This is a genomic window from Pseudomonas edaphica, assembly GCF_005863185.1.
Lineage (GTDB): Bacteria > Pseudomonadota > Gammaproteobacteria > Pseudomonadales > Pseudomonadaceae > Aquipseudomonas > Aquipseudomonas edaphica.
Genome location: NZ_VBVZ01000593.1, coordinates 1 through 3,750 on the forward strand (window position 1 = coordinate 1; position 3,750 = coordinate 3,750).

3 protein-coding genes are annotated in these 3,750 nt (G+C 59.3%); all 3 read right to left on the bottom strand.

Annotated elements, in window-relative coordinates; genetic code table 11:
• Window positions 1-242: PP-loop family protein (locus FEM54_RS27165; protein ID WP_276614842.1), on the bottom strand; the 242-nt coding region annotated here is incomplete at its 3' end.
• Window positions 243-432: 190 nt separating this feature from the next.
• Window positions 433-1,380, bottom strand: a complete 948-nt coding sequence (locus tag FEM54_RS27170; RefSeq protein WP_017137153.1) for an acetyl-CoA carboxylase carboxyltransferase subunit alpha — start codon at window positions 1,378-1,380, stop codon at window positions 433-435.
• Window positions 1,381-1,509: 129 nt separating this feature from the next.
• Window positions 1,510-3,750: DNA polymerase III subunit alpha (dnaE, locus tag FEM54_RS27175; protein ID WP_138453716.1), on the bottom strand; the 2,241-nt coding region annotated here is incomplete at its 5' end.

A 3,750-nucleotide genomic window follows, 5' to 3' on the forward strand; every position in this document is an offset into this window, starting at 1 on the left:
GGCACGTCCAGCTCGTCACATACGCCCTGGCAATGACTTGGCCAGGCATCGGCGGCAGCTTGCAGACCATGATGGACATGGATTGCGCTGAGGGGCGGCAGGGTTTCGGTGTTTGCCAGGGAGGCCAGGAGGTGCAGCAGGACGGTGGAATCAAGGCCGCCAGAGAAGGCAATATGCCAGGCGGGGGCGTTGCGCCAAGGGGCGAGGTTTCGCAGAAGTTTGGCGGGTAAAGTAGGGCTCATCAAAAATACCGGCGCAGAACTGGAATACGGCAGCCAAGCATACACAAAGCAAATGTGGGAGCGGGCATGTGTGGGAGCCGGGCCTGCCCGCGATGCAGACAACTCGGTTCATCTGTTACACCGAGTTGATGCTATCGCAGGCAAGCCAGCTCCCACATAAGCCAGCTCCCACATTGGGTACTGCGAGGACTTAGAGGCCGTAGCTCATCAGGCGCTCATAACGACGCTTGAGCAGCGCTTCGTTGTCCAGCTTCTTGAGCATCGCCAGTTGCGAACCCAGCTCGGCACGGATAGTCGCAGCAGCGGCAGCCGGATCGCGGTGGGCGCCGCCCAATGGCTCGGCGATAACCTTGTCAACGATGCCCAGGCCTTTCAGGCGATCGGCGGTGATGCCCATGGCTTCGGCAGCGTCCGGCGCTTTTTCGGCGGTTTTCCACAGGATCGAGGCGCAACCTTCCGGCGAAATCACCGCGTAGGTCGAATATTGCAGCATGTTCAGTTGGTCGCAGACGCCAATGGCCAGTGCACCGCCGGAACCACCCTCACCAATCACGGTGGCGATGATCGGGGTTTTCAGACGGGACATGACGCGCAGGTTCCACGCGATCGCTTCGCTCTGGTTGCGCTCTTCGGCATCGATACCGGGGTAAGCACCCGGGGTGTCGATGAAGGTCAGGATCGGCATCTTGAAGCGCTCGGCCATTTCCATCAGGCGGCACGCCTTGCGGTAGCCTTCCGGGCGCGGCATGCCGAAGTTACGGCGAACCTTTTCACGCACTTCACGGCCTTTCTGGTGACCGATCACCATCACTGGCTGGTCGTCCAGGCGGGCAATACCGCCCACGATGGCCGCGTCGTCGGAAAAGTGGCGATCGCCATGCAACTCGTCGAATTCGGTGAAAATGTGCTGAATGTAATCCAGGGTGTACGGACGGCGCGGGTGGCGGGCCAGGCGCGCGATCTGCCAGCTGGTCAGCTTGCCGAAAATGTCTTCGGTGAGCGTGCTGCTCTTGTCTTGCAGGCGAGCGATCTCATCGCCGATATTCAGCGAATTGTCATTGCCGACCAGGCGCAGTTCTTCAATCTTGGCTTGCAGGTCAGCGATCGGCTGTTCGAAATCAAGAAAATTCGGGTTCATAAGCGTCCGTCTTGGGTCGACGGCCAAGGAGTGCCTGGCCAGCCGGTTGTCTATTCGCGCCCTACCTTAAGGGAGAGGCGCGTTTAGGTCGAGATTAAATGTTCAGCCGAGATCAGACGTATCTGACCGTCAGCGGTATTGGAGGAAGACGTTGTCTCGCCCGAACTGGTCACGCAAAGCTTGAATCAAGCCATCAGCGGGATCAATTCGCCACGTCTCACCAAACTGCAACATCGCCTTGGCGTCATTGCCGGTGTATTCCATGGTCACCGGGCACGCGCCACGGTGACGTTTGAGCAAGTCACCCAACCAGCGTAGCTGATCGCCTTTAAGGGCTTCGGTCTTGACCTTCAAGCGCAGGCTTTCGGCCAGGTTGGTGCGCGCATCTTCCATGCTCATCACCCGCTTGATCCGCAGGCGCAGGCCGCCGGAGAAGTCATCGTTGCTGACCTCGCCTTCCACCACCACCATGGCATCGGTCTGCAGCAGTGACTGCGCGGAGTGAAACGCATCGGCAAACAGCGACGCCTCGATGCGGCCCGAGCGGTCATCGAGGGTGATAAAGCCCATCTTGTCGCCCTTCTTATTTTTCATCACGCGCAGGGCGATGATCATGCCGGCGACGGTCTGGGTATCGCGCGCTGGCTTCAGGTCGATGATGCGCTGACGGGCGAAACGGCGTATTTCACCTTCGTACTCGTCGATCGGGTGACCGGTCAGGTACAGGCCCAGGGTGTCTTTCTCACCTTTGAGACGCTCCTTGAGGGTCAGCTCCTTGGCCTTGCGATGGTTGGCATAAACGTCGGCATCTTCCTCGACAAACAGCCCGCCAAACAGGTCGGCGTGGCCACTGTCATGGGTGCGGGCGGTCTGTTCGGCGGCCTTGATCGCTTCTTCCATGGCTGTGAGCAGCACCGCCCGGTTGCGGTCGATGTTCGCCTGGTAAGCCTTCGGTTCATCATGGAAATACGGGCCGAGACGATCGAGCGCGCCACTGCGGATCAAACCATCGAGGGTGCGCTTGTTGATGCGCTTGAGGTCAACCCGTGCGCAGAAGTCGAACAAATCCTCGAACGGCCCATGCTGACGCGCTTCGGTGATTGCTTCAACCGGCCCTTCGCCCACGCCCTTGATGGCGCCCAGGCCATAGATGATGCGGCCTTCGTCGTTCACCGTGAACTTGAACTCCGAGGCGTTCACGTCCGGCGCGTCGAGGCGCAGCTTCATGGTGCGCACTTCCTCGATCAAGGTCACGACCTTGTCGGTGTTGTGCATATCCGCCGAGAGTACCGCTGCCATGAACGGCGCCGGGTAGTGGGCTTTCAGCCAGGCAGTCTGGTACGACACCAGGCCGTAGGCGGCGGAGTGGGATTTGTTGAAGCCGTAACCGGCGAACTTCTCTACCAGGTCGAAAATGTTACCGGCCAGGTCCGCGTCGATATTGTTGGTGGCGCAACCCTCAATGAAACCGCCGCGTTGCTTGGCCATTTCCTCGGGCTTTTTCTTACCCATGGCGCGACGCAGCATGTCCGCACCGCCAAGGGTGTAACCGGCCATGACCTGGGCAATCTGCATCACCTGTTCTTGATACAAGATGATGCCGTAGGTCGGCGCCAGTACCGGTTTTAGGCCTTCATACTGGTAATCGGAGTGCGGGTACGCCAGTTCGGCGCGGCCGTGCTTACGGTTGATAAAGTCATCCACCATGCCCGACTGCAGCGGGCCTGGGCGGAACAAGGCCACCAGTGCGATCAAGTCTTCCAGGCAGTCGGGCTTGAGCTTTTTGATCAGCTCTTTCATGCCGCGCGACTCAAGCTGGAACACCGCGGTGGTTTCGGCTTTTTGCAGCAGCTGGTAGGTAGGTTTGTCATCCAGCGGGATAAACGCGATATCCAGCGGTTCTTCGTCGACCTTGGCGCGCTCGCGGTTAATGGTCTTGAGCGCCCAGTCGATGATCGTCAGGGTTCGCAGGCCGAGGAAGTCGAACTTCACCAGGCCGGCTGCCTCCACGTCATCCTTGTCGAACTGGGTGACCAGGCCATCGCCTTCTTCATCGCAATAAATCGGCGAAAAGTCGGTGAGCTTGGTTGGCGCAATCACCACACCACCGGCGTGTTTGCCGACGTTACGCACCACGCCTTCGAGTTTGCGTGCCATGTCCCAGATTTCGGCGGCTTCTTCATCGATCTTGATGAAGTCGCGCAGGATTTCTTCCTGCTCGTAAGCCTTCTCGAGGGTCATGCCGACTTCAAACGGAATCATCTTCGATAGACGGTCCGCCAAACCGTAGGACTTGCCTTGCACCCGCGCCACGTCACGGATTACTGCCTTGGCCGCCATGGAACCGAAGGTGATGATCTGGCTCACGGC